12 protein-coding genes and 1 pseudogene are annotated in these 15,746 nt (G+C 51.5%); 3 read left to right on the forward strand and 10 right to left on the reverse strand.

Annotation, left to right across the window (positions count from 1 at the left end; all coding sequences use genetic code 11):
- Window positions 1-6 precede the first annotated feature (6 nt).
- The 6 genes from H1Y61_RS17025 to ribA all read right to left on the reverse strand — a co-directional run bounded on the left by H1Y61_RS17025 (window position 7) and on the right by ribA (window position 5,757).
- Window positions 7-1,077: an MFS transporter gene (locus tag H1Y61_RS17025; protein WP_235680781.1), complete on the reverse strand. Its 1,071-nt coding sequence runs from the start codon at window positions 1,075-1,077 to the stop codon at window positions 7-9.
- 126 nt (window positions 1,078-1,203) lie between these two features.
- Window positions 1,204-1,881: a LicD family protein gene (locus H1Y61_RS17030; RefSeq protein WP_180573284.1), complete on the reverse strand. Its 678-nt coding sequence runs from the start codon at window positions 1,879-1,881 to the stop codon at window positions 1,204-1,206.
- Window positions 1,882-1,891: 10 nt separating this feature from the next.
- Window positions 1,892-3,475 (reverse strand): gamma-glutamyltransferase, encoded by a 1,584-nt coding sequence (locus H1Y61_RS17035; RefSeq protein WP_180573285.1) that lies wholly within the window; start codon window positions 3,473-3,475, stop codon window positions 1,892-1,894.
- A 27-nt stretch (window positions 3,476-3,502) separates the two neighbouring features.
- Window positions 3,503-4,288 (reverse strand): class I SAM-dependent methyltransferase, encoded by a 786-nt coding sequence (locus H1Y61_RS17040; RefSeq protein ID WP_180573286.1) that lies wholly within the window; start codon window positions 4,286-4,288, stop codon window positions 3,503-3,505.
- A complete protein-coding gene (locus H1Y61_RS17045; protein ID WP_180573287.1) occupies window positions 4,285-5,148 on the reverse strand; it encodes a beta-keto acid cleavage family enzyme in 864 nt (287 codons plus the stop codon). The genes H1Y61_RS17040 and H1Y61_RS17045 overlap by 4 nt, the downstream gene beginning before the upstream one ends.
- 15 nt (window positions 5,149-5,163) lie before the next feature.
- Window positions 5,164-5,757: a GTP cyclohydrolase II RibA gene (gene ribA / locus H1Y61_RS17050; RefSeq protein ID WP_180573288.1), complete on the reverse strand. Its 594-nt coding sequence runs from the start codon at window positions 5,755-5,757 to the stop codon at window positions 5,164-5,166.
- Window positions 5,758-6,151: 394 nt separating this feature from the next.
- On the opposite strand from ribA, the pseudogene H1Y61_RS17055 reads away from it, so the two are divergent.
- The 3 genes and pseudogenes from H1Y61_RS17055 to H1Y61_RS17065 form a co-directional block, all read left to right on the forward strand.
- Window positions 6,152-6,391: pseudogene (locus H1Y61_RS17055) on the forward strand (transposase); the annotation flags it as partial.
- Window positions 6,392-6,428: 37 nt separating this feature from the next.
- Window positions 6,429-7,966 (forward strand): IS3 family transposase gene (locus tag H1Y61_RS17060; protein ID WP_180573289.1). Its coding sequence is split into 2 segments (ribosomal slippage): window positions 6,429-6,879 and window positions 6,879-7,966, totalling 1,539 coding nucleotides; the frame shifts between segments, so codons are not numbered across the junction.
- 79 nt (window positions 7,967-8,045) lie between these two features.
- Window positions 8,046-8,441 carry a hypothetical protein gene (locus H1Y61_RS17065; protein ID WP_180573290.1) on the forward strand — a complete coding sequence of 132 codons (396 nt, stop codon included), beginning with the start codon at window positions 8,046-8,048 and terminating at the stop codon, window positions 8,439-8,441.
- Between the two features lie 128 nt (window positions 8,442-8,569).
- Here the strand turns inward: H1Y61_RS17065 and H1Y61_RS17070 are convergent, their stop codons facing one another.
- Genes H1Y61_RS17070 through H1Y61_RS17085 form a run of 4 tightly spaced genes read right to left on the reverse strand, consistent with a single transcriptional unit; the run spans window position 8,570 to window position 15,603 of the window.
- Entirely contained in the window at window positions 8,570-11,782 is a 3,213-nt protein-coding gene (locus H1Y61_RS17070) for a type I restriction endonuclease subunit R (RefSeq protein ID WP_322790779.1), read from the reverse strand.
- On the reverse strand, window positions 11,763-12,794 hold the full coding sequence (locus H1Y61_RS17075; RefSeq protein WP_180573292.1) for an SIR2 family protein: 1,032 nt from the start codon (window positions 12,792-12,794) through the stop codon (window positions 11,763-11,765). The genes H1Y61_RS17070 and H1Y61_RS17075 overlap by 20 nt, the downstream gene beginning before the upstream one ends.
- On the reverse strand, window positions 12,794-14,053 hold the full coding sequence (locus tag H1Y61_RS17080) for a restriction endonuclease subunit S (protein WP_197971642.1): 1,260 nt from the start codon (window positions 14,051-14,053) through the stop codon (window positions 12,794-12,796). The genes H1Y61_RS17075 and H1Y61_RS17080 overlap by 1 nt, the downstream gene beginning before the upstream one ends.
- Complete coding sequence (locus tag H1Y61_RS17085; protein WP_180573293.1) at window positions 14,050-15,603, reverse strand: class I SAM-dependent DNA methyltransferase; 1,554 nt, start codon at window positions 15,601-15,603, stop codon at window positions 14,050-14,052. The genes H1Y61_RS17080 and H1Y61_RS17085 overlap by 4 nt, the downstream gene beginning before the upstream one ends.
- Window positions 15,604-15,746 lie beyond the last annotated feature (143 nt).

Raw genomic sequence — 15,746 nt, forward strand, 5'->3', positions numbered from 1 at the left:
AATCCTCTATCGGTTCCGTTGAAAACCAAAAGTTAATACGGCCGCGCAAGTTAGAATTATTAATATGTATATATTTAAAAATTCTGGATGCTCGACATTATAATTGAATGTTCCAACAAAAAGAGATACTATACTTCCTATGATGTTCACTATTCCAGATCCTAAGCCTGTCGCCATTCCGGAGGACTGCGATATCCCACTTAACATGCCAATCGATGAAGTTGAGATAATAATTCCGTTCCCTATTCCGACGAAAAACATTTGAATGAAGAAGCACATTAGTGGATTAACGCCGAAGTGAATCGTTAAAGTTCCAGTTACGGCGCTAGCCAAGGAAATGAGGCATCCCGATTTAAGAACTTTGCGCCAGCCAAAATTTTCGCAGGCTATTCCCGACGCAAGATTTCCTAAGAAGTAACCAACTGGATTTAAAGCAAAAATAATTGAAAATTCTAAAGGCGAAATTGAAGTGTGATTCGCGACTAGGAAAGTTGCTGTTGTGAAATAAATGTAAAAAACGCTGGACGACAGTGCCGCAACTAGGGAAAAAATAACAAATGTTGTGTCGCTAGCGATGTACTTAATTTGCGACATTATGCTCGGAAGACGATGGCTGCTTTCGGTTGCTGAACTTTCATTAAGCCTCCCCACAATTGTTAGTAGTCCTGATGCGAAGATAATCAGAAGGATTGGAACTGAAATCCAACCGAAGGCATTAGATATCCCAGCACCGGCCAGTGGTCCGAATATCGAGGAACATGAAATCGCAAGTGACGCATACGCCAGCGCCGATGCAGCTACGTCAATAGTCAAATTTTTTCTAAGGAGAGATCGTGAAACGACGGTTATTCCCGCGATGACGCCCTGGAGAGCGCGAAATAAGAAGAATTGGTTTGCCGATTGAGAAAAAACTACACCAATGGATGCAGCAAAGAACAGAATCAACACAACGATCACTGTGTATTTTTCTCCTTTTCTATCGGATAGCCATCCTGCAAGGATTTGTGAAAAGGCTGCAACCGAAAAATAAATCGAAGTTGAAGATTGAATTAATCCGTGAATGTCTGAAAAGTCCAATGCTATCCTGGGCAAGACAGGGATAAGCATGTTAGACGACAGAGACGGAAGTAACAGAATTGAGCCAGAGATGGCGACCCATTTCGCTTTGTGTGATATAACCATAAAGCTACTTTCAATCTTCTGTTATTTCTGTGCCCCGATTTGCGTCGTGGGGGTCGCGCATGAAAAATCACATATGGTAACAATTTTTTTTTCATTGCGCCGCCATTCAACATGATTCCATGTCAGATAGGCTGAAGTCTCCCAACCACTTCCATAGGTCCTGTTTAGATAGGAAGCGGCGTCGCGTGTGGAAATGGCGTTTACCCAAAGAGGGCCAAAAGGTGTCGGAGTACGCGACAGCCATTCACTTTCCAGCAAAAACTCTTGCGGAAAAAATTCACGCGCCTTATCGCTTTGGAATGTGATCCGGTTATCCTCAAATCTACGCATAAGAAACAAGTCAACAAATGGGTATGAACTATTGTGCAAAGCGTCGACGCGAGGGCGAGAAGAAAATGAAACTTTGAAACAAACATCTTCTTCAAAGATTTCGATATCAGCGTAAGCTCGGAATGCATTGACAAATGCAATCCAACGGCAGTCGCTAGCATCGATATAGCACCCGATATCCACATCATCGTCCCAAGGGATCAATCCCCTGTGACGAACAGCACCGAGAAGCGTTCCAGATATGATCGAATACGGGACGCTATGCTTTTCTAAGAGATTTCCGGTTAATCTCAGCAAATGATAAATATCATCTACGATATTTTGTGGCGTTCTAGGAAAAATAGCGTCAGTCTCGTGATTGGTTGTCATAAATTAGTCCCTAGATCGCGATTGCCACGCCGTCTCCTCGCGGATCGGTCGCGGCGAAGTAGGTTTTATCGGACTTTTTGAAGCCCGCCATTTGGGCTACACCCATCTTTAGCGAGTAGCGTTCGAGTACGCTGAGTACCTGACCGAAATTACTCAGAGGCATCTCACTGAGCCATATAACTTTATTAGCCTTTGGAAAAAACCCAAAGTTGGCCGCACGTGGTGAGGAGAGAACGGTTGACAACCGTTGCTTCCAAACAAGTATCCTAAACAAAAGCTGTGCAAGTACTTGAACTTGCACAGGTCCTCCAGTTGTTCCCAACGATAATTTATACTCTATATTTTCAACCAATAACGCATTAGTTGTGTGGGGTGCGGGCATCCGTGGTTTTAGTAATTTCCAGTCGGCGGAGTTTAATGAAAATGCTGACGCTCTATTCGATAGAGATAGATCCGTTTCGCCAACATTTACAAGCGCTCCAAACGGTGTGAATGTTGACCCCGTTAAACCGATCACCGCGCCATTAGCTCCTGCTAAAGCGGCAAAAACGGTATCGCTTCCTGCTGACAAGGCAGGTAAAAGGGTTGTCGCGTCCAAGCCGCGCACGACATGGGATGATATCTCCGATACAATATCGTTTTGATTGGGAGGTAATTCATCAGTTCTAGTGCGATAAGGAAAGTCATTAAGAACTTGTGATAAAATACCTGATGCGATGCACACCAAAGTGAAAAGTTCGTTGTCCGATTTAATGCCTTTGCGTTTGTTGAAGAAATCAAGCACGCGCAACAAAACGAGGAGTTCAAGCCATGGCGTATTTGGACCGACTAAGGTGATTTTGGCATCGAATACATAATCGGTAACGAGTTCGGACTTCACACTTTCAAAATCGGTAATGTCCTCGCCGGAGAAAATACCGCACGAATCCCTGCTAATAACATTAGCAATATGTGATCCAAATGTACCGGAGTAGAGATCTTCAAAGCCGTTTAGTGCGATAGCGTCAAGTGTATTGTTACTCGATTTGGGCCATTTTATGAAACGATCTTTAATGTCCGACGCAAGAAGAGACTTCTGCCATAATGGTAGATTTTTTGCTCTCTGCAACTCGTGACTATGCGTATCCAAAAAATAATCGAGAGTTTTAGTTCTCGCCAATGTATCTCCAGAGGCAGATCGAATCCTTGCGGCGATTGACTTTGCATCGACATCGAACGTTTTCGAGAAGAGATCGAGGCCACGTGGGGCTCCGTAAACCATTGCGCTTTCCCAGCCGCGACGTGGAATTGATGAAGAGAAACGGTCAGGTAGGTGGCCTGTGCCGCTTCGTCCGCATCCATTCACGCCAAAAGCCGTGCCGTCTCGGCTAGAATGAATAATAATACAATCGCCACCGAGACCGCATAAGTGCGGGAGTTGACGACCAAGCGAAAGTAAGGCTGCAGTGGCAGAACTCTCCAAAGAGCTAGAAGCCAGAAATTCCGTTAAGCAAAGGGTCGAGGATAACACATCGGGTGTAGCGACAGCGAATATTTCTCCTTCGGCGAATGAGCTTTGTCCCAATCTAGATTGGCATTCGCTGCTCATTTTCATAGTTATTTTATCTCCTGATTGCTGACTTCAAATTTTCTGGGCGTTTATCAACGTTGTGCCATAAGAGACCTGGTACCGGTTGGCCACATACTCTTCATAAAGCCGTGAATAGTACATTTCTGTAGCTACGGCGGCATCAGAATTTGTAAATTGCTTTCCGACGACGGAGCCACTTCCAACATGCCAGTCGCGGAAGTCGTCATAGTTGCTAAAATCCAACTTTTCTTCGTGGAACGAGATCTTCGCGATCGAAAATCCGTCAAGGAGAGTCGGAATTTCGGAAGTAGAGAGCCGACGTGAATCGAAACTTTCTACAGGCGCGATTGGTGGAAATCTTTCACGAACTTGGTTGATGATGGATGTTTGCATTGAATTTTCACCTGGAAGAAATGAGAATGCTAAGGCGGACGACATATGTATCGATCCACCATCTCTCAACAATCCACGGATCTTTTTGATGACGGACTTCTGATTGGGATGAAACCAATGTAAGCATGCCGCGCAAATTACATGATCGAAAATTCCGATCTCAGGCAACTCGTGTTGTAAAAAGTCACCAATATAAAACGCCGAAGATGTGGCTTTACTTTTTGCAATTTCGACCATTTGGGGAGATATATCGACACCGACATATTCAGTGCATCCAATTCTCTCCAACATTTCATATGCATTTCCAGTCCCGCATCCAACATCTAGAACCCGACCACTCGGTTGGCCGCGGTCTAAAAGTGTTTGTAAGTACTGCTTTTGCAGTTTTTTTGATGTTCTTTCATATGATGCTGCATCAGCCCAAAGATTACTTAAGTCGTTCATTCATCTACTCCAAAATTTTTTCCATCATTCTTCAATCCTAGCAAATCGCGCGCTTCGCGAGCGCTCATCAGCGGCCGCTCTGATATCTCTGCTAGCTCGACGACTCTTTGAATTAGGGTAGCATTAGTAGCTGCAACAGTTCGATTAGCGTCAAACCACAAATTATCCTCCAAGCCTACGCGAACATGGGAGCCATCAGCAATTGCCATTGCGTTGGCAATTATTTGCTGCCGCCCAATTCCTCCGTATGATAGAATACCTGCATTTCGCAGCTCCTGCCAAAATGGCGCCACGTGACATGGCGTCGCTTGAGCGCCATATACATTTCCGAAAATAACGTTAAAATAGAATGGTGGCTCGAGCATTTTTCGAGACGAAAGATAATGCCATGCATTAAGCATTCCAAGATCAAATATCTCGAGCTCAGGCTTAACACCATTTTTCTTTAGTGCGCTACAAATATATTTTATTGTTTCAGGCGAATTTATACTTTCCTTGCTTGAGAAATTTAAAGAGGAAAGGGTTAGGGATGCCATGTCAGGCTTCACTGTACCGGAAAGTTTAATCGGAGCGCAACGTCGTTCAGGATCACTGATGTTGCGACCACTTAAAGATACGCAAATAATTAAATCGCTATTATACTTTCGGATTCCTTCTATGATTGCTGCATATATTTCAGGGTCCGATAAAGGTGCTCCAGAGGCCGGATCACGCGCGTGAAGATGTGCAATGCAGATACCCTTGGACGCAGCGTCAAGAACGTCATTGATAATTTCGGTAGGCGATATAGGGACGTGCGGAGAATCTGTTTTTTGTGGTAGCATTCCGGTAGGGGCGAAATTTATCAATAATTTTTTCATCGGAATAGCCAGTAGTTATCGGATCGTGATATTGTGACCGTGCTTCTGTTTTGCAGTTAAATATCTGATATTATTTTGATTTAGAAAGGTTGGCGTATTGATAATTTCAACCAATGAAACTTCTGAACCGGAAAAAACAGAAATTTTCGCTGGATTATTTGTTATCAATCGTATCTTTGAGACACCCAAGGCCGAAAGCATACTCGGAACGAATGTGAAATCACGCCCATCATCTTTGTGGCCGAGAAGCCTATTGGCAGAGAATGTGTCAATGCCATTATCTTGTAGTTTATACGCTGAAAGCTTTTCATAGAGACCGATTCCACGACCCTCTTGCCTCAGGTATAAAAGCACCCCCCCCGATTCATTTAGCATATCAATCGCGAAGCCCAATTGGTTCCCGCAATCGCATCGCTCAGAATGAAACAAGTCACCAGTTATACATTCTGAATGAATTCGAACCTTCGGAGCGTAGTCATCGCTGGAGCTCTTAAAAACAACTGCGAAATGCTCAAGATTATCTTGCAATCCAGAAAATGTTACAAATGTGGGGGCTCTATGCGGCGATCTGCCAATAGGAATTTCAACACTATCTCGAATTTCTATCATTTTCTTGCCATTTTGAATTTAACTTCATTGGATCTTGGCCTATATCATATCGGTCAGATCGATGAAGCTACATGATTTATACTCTTTCGACACCAAACTATACAAAATCAATATCATGATCAGAGGAAATTCGCGGCGACTGCGCTCTTTATTACATTAAATAGCTAACATTGAGCTCGCGTTTTGCGGACTAGTTATGACGCATAACATATTTGATGGAGCGAAGAAATAAAAAACCGTCATAAAATTGAAAAAAATGTAAACGATACATCGTCCTATGTTGCATACCAAATCGGCCCTTTAATTGCGGGACTTAGAGGCTGCCTCAAAAAGAGGTGGGTGATTTCTACAGGTTATGATTCCTTCGGATTTGCGAGATTCGATGGAGTTCACGATGGCCTGGACCAAAATCACCCGCCAGCAATATGCCCGGCGAAAGGCACGCTACGCAAGCGATATGACAGATCGGGAATGGGGGCTGGTTCAGCCTTTCCTGCCGGTGCCCCGCCGCTTGGGCCGTCCACGGACCACGGATTTACGCGAGGTCGTCAACGCTCTGCTTTACATCGCCTCGACCGGTTGCCAGTGGCGCATGCTGCCGAAGGATTTTCCGCCCAGTTCAACCGTCCAGGGGGGTGCGGACGAAAACTTGGACCACCAGGAGGTAGTTCATGTATTCCTACGCAGACAGACTTCGAGCTGTTGAGCTCTATATCCGACTTGGCAAGCGGCTCAAGGCGACCATTCGCCAGTTGGGTTATCCCACGAAAAATGCCCTGAGGGGCTGGTGCCGCGAGTACGTACAGCATCTCGACCTGCGTACTCAGCCGGTAGCGCGAGCGCCAAAATTTTCCGAGGCCCAAAAGCATGCTGCCCTTGAGCATTACCGCACCCATGATCGTTGCATCTCTGCGACGATGAGGGCGCTCGGCTATCCCGGTCGAGGCACTCTAACCGCATGGGTTCGTGAGGCGTTTCCGGAGGCGCGGACATCGATGGTTGGTCGATCGTGGCACCCTTGTTATTGCGAGGAGGTCCGGCAAGTGGGGGTCATAGGTCTCTGTAGTGGAGATGAACGCGCTCAACAGGTGGCTGACCGGCTGGGCGTCTCAAGGCCGACTTGTACAGCTGGAAAGATCAGTTACTCGGTCACGAGGCTCCCTCATCCATGAAACGCCGCAAATCCAACCCCAAGGTGCCTGAACGTGAAGAGCTCGAGCGACAGCTTGAAGCCCTCCAGCGTGATGTCCGCCAGTTACAACTCGAGCATGATCTCCTGAAGAAGGCCAACGAACTCCTAAAAAAAGACCTGGGCGTCGATCTGCAGATCCTGAGTAATCGGGAAAAGACACAGCTGATTGACGCCCTTAAGGAAGTTTATCGCTTGCCAGAACTGCTTGCCCAGCTTCGGATTGCCCGCAGCTCCTACTTCTACCATCGCGCCCGCATGTGCCTGGCAGACAAGTATGCCGCCGTCCGCCACAGCCTAGCAGAGATCTTTGAAGCGAACCGTCGTTGCTACGGTTATCGACGACTGCAGGCATCGCTGGCCAGACAGAGCGTGATAATCTCGGAAAAGGTTGTTCAGCGATTGATGAAGCAGGAGAAGTTGGTCGTTGCTAGGCCGCGTCGACGGCGGTTTGGATCCTATCTGGGAGAGATCAGTCCAGCGCCCGAGAACCTGATCAATCGCGACTTCCATGCAAAAGCGCCGAACGTGAAGTGGCTGACAGACATCACCGAGTTCCAGATCCCAGCTGGCAAGGTGTACCTTTCGCCTATCATCGATTGCTTTGACGGCATGGTCATCAGCTGGTCGATCGGAACGCAACCAGATGCTGGTCTCGTCAATAGCATGCTGGATGCAGCCATCGGAACCGTCGCCAACGGCGAGGAACGGCCAATCATCCATTCTGATCGCGGAGCCCATTATCGCTGGCCAGGCTGGCTAACCCGGATCAGCGAAGCGAAGCTGGTTCGCTCGATGTCCCGAAAGGGTTGCTCGCAAGACAATGCCGCGTGCGAAGGCTTCTTCGGCCGGTTGAAAACCGAACTCTTCTATCCCCGGGACTGGAAGGCCATGACAATCGAACAGTTCGTCGGCGAGGTGGATGCCTATATCCGCTGGTACAATGAGAAGCGCATCAAGATATCGCTGGGATCGCTCAGCCCGGTCGAATATCGTAAAATCCTCGGCCTGTTATTATGAAGCAGTCCAACTTTTTATCCGCACCCCCAACGGGTCAGTTCTCAGTGGAAATCAACAATCAGATGACGTCGCCGGATTCGTGCGATTTCCGGCGGGACAAGGCCCCAACCAAGGCGGCGGACGGGATAATCCCATCCCAGGCTGCCTGACCATTGAAAGTTCGCGCAAACAGTATTGCGGGCCGATCGTCCTCGACACGGGAAACCCGCAGATCCTCGTCATCACCCCAGAACCGTTTCATGACTGGCGCCCGGGGACCAAGGCAGCAATGTCTTTTGGCGACGGCAGCAATCCTTCATTGAAAGCCAGCTTCAGCGTTGGTAAAGGCATGACTGACTCGACACGGCTCGCCGTCGGACCTTTTCCCAATTTCCATCAGCCACCCACCAGAGTTCTGGTCGGAGTGGAGGTCTACAAACATTTTTCCGTACTCTATGATTATAAAAATGGTCAGATTGGCTTGAAGCATCTCTAAAATGGGGTGATCAATGACAATGCGCGGAGGCTACTTGTCGACACCAATAATGAGCTTCAAAATATGAAGCTTCCTCCATGAAAAGGGACAGGGCCATGCACTACCGCCCTGCTAATTATTTCCGCCTATCACTTCCCTTGGCCGGACGCTATTTCCTTCAGCAGAAGCTCCGCCTGGGCGAGCACCATCTGCACGGCCTCCTGCTCTAGGTCTGGCGGATATCCGAATTTTTTAAGGATACGCTTCACAAGAATGCGCATCCTAGCGCGGGCACTTGCCTTGTGTTGCCAATCAACGGTGACCGAGCCCCGCATGTTCTCGACCAATTCGTGGGCGATCACACGCAACTGTTCGCTGCCCATGACCTCGACGGCCGTCTCATTGCCAGCCAGCGCGTCATAGAAGGCGATCTCCTCCGGAGAAAGGCCGAGCTCATCACCACGTGCGGCCGCCGCCTGCATCTCTTTGGCCAGCGCGATCAATTCCTGGATCATTTCGACCGTGGAAATCGCGTTGGCATGATAGCGGGCAACAGCCTCCTCAAGGCGCCGCGAGAAGGTTTTGGATTGGACCACGTTGGTTTTGGAGCGGCTCTTGATCTCCCCGTTCAGTAGCTTCTTTAGAGCTTCCAAAGCGAGGTTCTTCTTCTCCATTTTCTGCACGTCCATCAAGAACTGATCGGAGAGAACGGAAATGTCGGGTGATTGCAGACCCGCGGCCTTCAGGATGTCCACGATCTCGGCATTGGCCACGGCCTGATTGAGGAGCTGCTCCACCGCCAGCGATTTCGCCTTGTCGGATATTTTTCCCGTGGCCGTGGTCTTCACAAGGGCAGCGCGAACGGCTTGGAAAAAGCCGACTTCGTCACGGATGTCGGTTGCCGCATCGCTGGCGGAGGCAAGAGCATAGGCCTTGCTCAACTCCAGAACCGCATCTTGGTAGCGCCGATGCGCCTGTTTCTTGGCCTCCGGGCTTTCGACCCTGGCGGCTTCCGCCTGTTGCCATTTCAAGATCCAGTCGATGCCGTCTGCCAGCGCCTTCAGCCGCTCGACCGGCTTGCCTGTTACGCCCAGGCTGTAGTCATGCCCGGTAAACATGCCCCGGACGATCTCGTACTTCTCCAGGAGGAGGGCGACGGCTTCCTCCTCATCAATCCCCGTCTTGTCGCGATCCGATTGGGAGTACTGCGCGAGCGCCTTTTTTAGATTGGTGGCGATGCCGATGTAATCGACCACAAGGCCGCCTGGCTTCTCCTTGAAGACACGGTTGACGCGGGCGATCGCCTGCATCAACCCATGGCCGCGCATCGGCTTGTCTATGTACATCGTGTGCATGCATGGCGCATCGAAGCCGGTTAGCCACATGTCCCGGACGATCACCAGCTTCAGTGGGTCCTCAACCCTTCGCGCCCGCTTGGCGAGATCGTCTCGGCGCCGCTTGTTGCCAATGTGCGGCTGCCATTCTAGCGGATCGGAGGCCGATCCGGTCATGACGATTTTGACCGCCCCCTTGTCATCGTCATCTGAATGCCAGTCTGGCCTAAGAGCAATAATCTCCTTGTAGAGATCGACACAGATGCGGCGGCTCATGCAGACCGCCATGGCCTTACCCGGCAGACCTTCGATACGTTTTTCCAGATGCTCGACCAGGTCGGCGGCAATCTGAGCCAGCCGCTTCTTCGAGCCAACCAAGCGCTCAACCGTAGCCCATTGCGCCTTCTGTTTTTCCTGCTCGGTCAGTGTCTCGTCTTCGAGCATGGCCTCGACCTCGGCGTCGATCTTCGGCTTTTCGTCCTCGTTCAATTCGATCCGGGCTAGACGGCTCTCGTAGTAGATCGGCACCGTCGCACCGTCTTCTACCGCCCGGCTGATGTCGTAGATATCGATATATTCCCCAAAAATGCGTTGTGTATCTACATCTTCGTCTTCGATTGGCGTTCCTGTGAAGCCTATGAAGGAAGCGTTCGGTAGTGCCTGACGGATGTAATGGGCATAACCGTAGCGGCGCTTACCGGTCTCCCGGTTTAGCTTGGAGTCAAAGCCGTATTGGCTGCGGTGTGCTTCGTCTGCCATGACGATGACGTTGCGGCGCTCAGTCAGCATCGGAAAAATCTCCTCGCCCCTTTCTGGCGAGAACTTTTGCACTGTCGTGAAGATCACACCGCCAGAGGCCCGCTTAAGCAGCCTCTGTAGATCGTCCCGACTATCCGCTTGCTCCGGTGTCTGACGGATCAGATCCTTGCACAGGCTGAACGTGCCGAAGAGCTGATCGTCCAAATCATTGCGGTCGGTGAGCACGATCAGCGTCGGGTTTTCGAGCGCGCGGGAGCGCACGATGAGTCCGCCCAGGAAGGCCATGAGCAGACTTTTCCCGGAACCTTGCGTATGCCAGATCACACCGATCTTCCGGTCACCCTCGGGCTTGACCGCATCGATGGCGCTGGTGATGGCTTTACGGGCACCGTGGAACTGGTGGTAGCCGGCAATGATCTTGAACGGCCCTTCACCACGATCGCCGAACACCGTGAAGTCGCGGACCAGTGCCAGGAAGCGTTCCTTATCGAACACACCGCGCAGCAGCGTGTCCATTTCGTAGGGACCGTGAGGCGTGAAATCGCCATCCGCCCCGGTGACCGACCGCCAGGGCATGAAGCGCTCTTCATCTGCCGTCAGCGAGCCGATCCGCGCCAGCATCCCGTCAGACGCCACCATCACCGCATTGGTTCGAAATAGCGACGGGATCTGCTCCTTGTAGGTCTGAAGCTGGTTATAGGCTTCATGGATCGTGGCGTTCTCGCTCGCCGCATTCTTCAACTCGATGATGCCGAGCGGCAGCCCGTTGACAAAGACCATAACATCAGGCCGTCGGGTGTACTTGCCCTCGGCAAAGGTGAACTGGTTGGTCACCCAGAAGTCGTTGTTCTCCGGCTTCTCGAAGTCGATCAGCCACAGCTTGTCGCCCTTCACCTCCCCGTCGCCAATGCCGAATTCCACATCGACACCCTCGGTGATCAGGCGATGGATGCGGCGGTTTTCTTCGACCAGTGACGGCGTCTCGGTGATGGAAAGTTGGCGGATGGCCTGTTCTCGGGCATCTGCGGGAATGATCGGGTTCAATCGCTCCACGGCAGCGGCCAGCACATCCGAAAGCAGCACATCGCCATAGGCTAGACGGGCTGGAGACGAACCATCCGGGGAAATGACCTGCAAGGGCTGATAGAGGTAGCCCAACTCTTGGAAGGTAGAGAGAACGACGTCTTCGACAAGGCTTTCGGAGAAACCAGAACCGCCAACGGCCGTTGCCTCTTGAGAATAAGGGGCATCAGTCATCAATCGATCCATCCATCAAGCAGAGCAGAAGAGCTTCGATATGTTGGTCGTGCTCTCCATCATTTGGATACCAGATCGGGTGGATATCGGCCGCTTCGAGTTGACGCCGCCTTTCAACCCTTCTCCCCTCGGCAGGAAATGGCACGAATGCGTAATGGCGTGGATTTTGAACGTTCGCGCGCTTCTTAAGCTCATTCAGAGCCATCAACGGTCGATCAACCGACAGACTGCACCCGAGGAAAAGCAAGCTTCTGGTTGAAACAAGGCCATTTAGGACATCGGCAAGCGTACTCTCGTTTCCATAGGCGCGGTCATAGTCCGAACGGGTTAAAACACGGCCATCTGAATTATTGGCCTCACCGTGGATTCTGAACAAGCAGTTTCGGTCATCCGCAGCTCTTGCTGGAGCAGTTCGAAGATCTCTGCCTGCAAACGTCCGCTGGAACCGCATATTCGCGAGTTCGTATGCCCGATCCAGGGTGTAATCAAAATTGGTGGTGACCACACCGATCTTGAATATTTCCGGCAAAAGCGAAATCGGGCCTTGGATCCTCGGCTTCGGCTCACCAAAGACATTCTCGATATTCTCATCCAGAATGTTAGAGCCAAGACGGTCAGACAAAAGTTGTGCGGCATCTTCATAGAGGCCACCGTCCAGGAGCCCCTCCATCTGTGGAGCGGCGGCCGGGTCCTCTTCTTGGAGATGCTGCAGGAACTCTCGCCACCCCGGAAAATTCGACGAGATTGACATCCCAGCGCCAACCCAAGGCACCACAGATTGATTTTGGACACGACTGATTAAACGACGAAATCGTTCAAGACACCCATATTCTCTCAAGAAACTGCGGGCATGCTCCTTAGCGTCCTCTTTAACTCGAGCAACGAAATCTACGAATGCTTGCTCGTAGCTCTCATCATCCAATTTCTGAAGCGCGACATCCCGTGACCAGATCTTGTCGCGGATCGATATAGGTTCGCCTTCTGCGTTCAAATCGTCCTGAAAACGCGCGCGAAAGTACTCCATCAGGTCGCACTCCCCAGCGACGACTCATTATTCGTACCAACCCGAAGCTGCCCCGACATCAGCTTTGGAAGTAAAAGATCGCGTGTCTCTGATAGAGTGCGCGAATTTCGCAGGTTCATTTCGATCCTGCTAAACATGGGGTCAACAAGATCGACGAAAATCTGCATAATTTGAGCTGTTGGCAAGACTACTGGTAACGGCCGAAAATTCCGCTTGCTAATTTCCATAAATGTCGAGCCATTCGCGTTGGCTTTTATAAGGTCCATGTTTTCTTTGCACCAGAACAGTGCATAGGATGTAGGAAGCTTCACAGATGGCCTGATCGCAATAAAGCCTTGGTTCACGGCGACTTTCGTCGCAGCGATGGCTAGGTACCCGATCGGTGCCCTTGAGGACAAAAGAACCGTACCTTCTGGAGACAATCCGGAGGTGATCTTTTTCAGCCCAGCGTCAGTCAGACGTCTTTCCGTTTCAAACAACACTAGCCCATCAAGATTTGAAAGGTCTTTGGGCGTCGCCCACGCGTGGTATCCACCATTCCAATAGCTTGGGTCGGCGGTGCTCGGCGTGCTTCCACCGACGATATCAGTTAGATCGCCGATAGGTGCGACTTTCCATCCCTCCGGCAGCCCATCATCCCCAAGCGCAGCCGGGAACAGATCGGCAAGGGCTTGTGCCCGCTCGGCGTCCTGCACGAGGCCGCCCATGATGGTGAGGGGATCGGCTGCACCTTCCAGCTTGCGGCGGGTGGGGCCGAAATCCACGAACCAGTCGCGGAAAATCGCTTGCGCCATCGCCTCCAGCGTCTCGTTCATCCGCCGGTTCAGTTCGATCTTGTCGTCGAGAGAGCCGAGCACCTCAGCAATTCTCAGCCTCTCGCATCTCGGCGGCACGGGCAGCTCTACAGAATTCAAGGAACGTTGGTTTATGAGCGGTTGACCTGAGCCGCTTCGCAACCGGCCCAAATCGGCCATTAGCAGAGCGTAGTGCCAAAACCGCCCCTCATCCTGCTGGTTTGCTATGGCTTTGATGGCATTATCTGTTACCCATGAGGAATGTTTCGAGAAATGCACGCTGCCGCAATAAGTGCCCACTCGTCCAATTACGGTAGTAAGAGGCGGAGCGTTGCAGTCTCCAGATCTGCCTATAGGTCCATTCGAACCAAACACGGCGAACTCGCCACCCCCAGTCCGCTCTGGAGACGATCGTCCATTGGAAAAAGTGACGAAATCGCCAAGCCTCGCCGTTTCATAGCTCATTGCGACACCTGCAAAAGCACAGCTCTGATGCGTTCCTCTAATGCTTGCCCCTCATCAAATTGTTCCTGCAACGTCTCCCTCAACCCTTGAAACTTCTCGACAAACGAAACTCCATCATCCTCAACATCCGCCGCACCCACATAGCGCCCCGGTGTCAGCACATGGCCATGCCCCCGCACCTCTTCTAAGCTGGCAGATTTGCAGAATCCCGGCTCGTCCGCATAGTCCTCCCAGCCGTTCTTTGCGCGCGTTTCCGGCTTCGAGCGCCAGCGGTGATAGGCGCCCGCGATCTTCTCAACATCCTCTGCCGTGAACTCGCGGCGCACCCTGTCCACCATGAAGCCGAGCTTGCGAGCATCGATGAAGAGGATTTCGCCGCGCCGGTCGCGGTGGCCATTGGCGCTCTTGTCGCGGGCGAGGATCCAGAGGCAGGCCGGGATCTGGGTGGAATAGAAGAGCTGGCCCGGCAGGGCGACCATGCAATCGACCTGATCGGCCTCGATCATCGCCTTGCGGATGTCGCCCTCACCTGATTGCTGCGAAGACATGGAGCCATTGGCCAGCACCACGCCAGCCGTGCCGCGCGGAGCAAGATGGTGGATGATGTGCTGCAACCAGCCGAAATTGGCATTGCCATTCGGCGGCTTGCCAAATTTCCAGCGGGCGTCTTCCGCCAACCGCTCGCCGCCCCAATCGGAAATGTTGAAGGGCGGATTGGCAAGGATAAAATCGGCCTTCAGGTCCGGCAGTTCGTCGCGGTGGAAACTGCCCTCGTTGTTCCAGCGGATATCGGCATCGATACCCTGCACGGCGAGGTTCATCTTGGCCAGGCGCCAGGTGGTGTGGTTGATCTCCTGGCCATAGACGGCAATGTCATTGCGCCGCCCGCCATGCTCCTCGATGAACTTTTCCGACTGCACGAACATCCCGCCCGAGCCGCAGCAAGGGTCATAGACGCGGCCCTTATAGGGCTGCAGCATCTCGACGAGGGTGCGCACCACGGAACGTGGTGTAAAGAATTCGCCGCCACGCTTGCCTTCCGAGCCGGCGAAACCGGACAGGAAATATTCATAGACCCGACCCAGCAAGTCCTTGGCCGTATCCTTGCTGTCGTGCAGCCCGATGTTAGAAAAAAGGTCGATCAACTCGCCGAGCATGGTCTTGTTCAGCGTCGGGCGGGCGTAGTTCTTCGGCAGAACCCCTTTCAAGCCCTCGTTCGACGGGAAGCGCTCGATAGCCTCCATCGCTTCATCGATCAGCTTGCCGATCTCGGGCCGCTTGGCATTGGCCTGCAGAAAAGGCCACCGCGCCTCCGTTGGCACCCAGAAGACGTTTTCTGCAAGGTACTCTTCCGGGTCTTCTGCATCGGCAAGCTTGTCCGCCGTCAGCTTGGCGTGGAGACCTTCGAAGGCGTCTGAGATATATTTCAGGAAGATGAGGCCAAGCGCTACATGCTTGTATTCTGAAGGCTCCAGATTGCCCCGAAGTTTGTCTGCAGCCTTGAAAAGCTCGGCCGTGAAGCTTAGGTCACCAATATTCTCTTTTGCCACCCGGGCGAACTCCCCAAATCATTTTGGGCGACAATAGGATGGGCGAACCCGGAGTGTAAAGATCGGATTTCTATTACCGGTTGATCGCTTCACCAGGACCACCAACCCGGCGCAGCCGCAGCCTGATCAGCCCACGCTTGCTC

Source organism: Agrobacterium vitis (assembly GCF_013426735.1).
GTDB classification, from domain to species: domain Bacteria; phylum Pseudomonadota; class Alphaproteobacteria; order Rhizobiales; family Rhizobiaceae; genus Allorhizobium; species Allorhizobium vitis_D.